The following is a 1030-nucleotide window of genomic DNA, read 5'->3' on the forward strand; positions in this document are numbered from 1 at the left end:
ACCAACGTGCTCGCTGTTTCCGTCCTCGGCTCCTCGATTTGGCAAAGCTCCTTGCGCCAACGGAAGAGCTGGCTGACATGGATACCGGCCGCACGGGCAATCTCGGAAAGCACCGCATCTGGCTCAAAACAGGCCGCAACAAGCCGCTCTTTGTCTTCCCGAGACCAACGCCGTCGGCGCTCGACAGACGTGATCACTTCAATCGGATGCTTCGTCATAGGACTACTCCTAGTGTTTACACTAGGACTTCCGATGTTCGTCTCAACCTCGCAAGACGGTCCTCACCGGGCGCTTACTCTATAACCCTCGTGTATGCGTTCTTCCTCTTCCATGAGAGCGTCCAGATAAGCTCTCGTCGGGAAAACTGGTGGAATTCCAAGCCATCGCCGGATCAAATTATTCTCTTCGATGTCATAGACGCCCTGTTGCCGGTAGACTTCGTGCCTCATCCGAGGAACCTGATTCACGACATAGGCCGGAAGCCTATTTGTCTCATAGGCTGCCACGGCCTCGCGATAAGTTTTCGTTTCGATGCAGCGACGGCAGGTTACCGAGTAAGGGCGCAAGTGCGTGTTTTCCAGCTCAAGCGCGATGTCCCTGAACTCAGTCTGGAAGGCAGGATCGCAAGCCGCACGAGAAACAGTTGTGTAGCCGTCGCGGTAGACCGTAACGTGTGTTGGAAAGAGATGTCTGCTGATCGCTCCGCGATCCTCTCTCTTGCTGAAGTCAAACGTAAGCGACAAGCTGACCCCATCTGGCGTCAGTAGCGTTGGCCGCTGTATTGCGGACAGACGATTCACAAACTGTGAGCTTCTATGTCTGCGCCTAGCTCTGGAACTAGAAACTTCCATATGATCGAGGCTGTTCCGGAACGGCTTGAGGGCGCCCCACGGCAAGTTCGGCGCCGTTGGTCCGATGATTTTAAAGCGCGGGCTGTGGCTGAGGCAATGGAGCCCGGCGCAAGCGTCTCGGCCATTGCGCATCGCATCGGCATACATCCCTCGCAGCTATTTGGCTGGCGTCGTGATGC

Annotated in this window: 2 protein-coding genes; one reads left to right on the forward strand and one right to left on the reverse strand. The window is 55.9% G+C overall.

Annotated features, from left to right (window positions below; all coding sequences use genetic code 11):
• The coding region (locus B5E41_RS30905; RefSeq protein ID WP_141098817.1) for a transposase at positions 1-218 on the reverse strand (218 nt) is incomplete at its 3' end.
• A 633-nt stretch (positions 219-851) separates the two neighbouring features.
• Between B5E41_RS30905 and B5E41_RS32640 the strand changes: the two genes are divergently transcribed.
• A partial coding sequence (locus B5E41_RS32640) for a transposase (RefSeq protein WP_280950657.1) occupies positions 852-1030 on the forward strand: 179 nt, incomplete at its 3' end.

It is taken from the genome of Rhizobium esperanzae (genome assembly GCF_002204185.1).
Taxonomy (GTDB): Bacteria; Pseudomonadota; Alphaproteobacteria; order Rhizobiales; family Rhizobiaceae; genus Rhizobium; species Rhizobium esperanzae.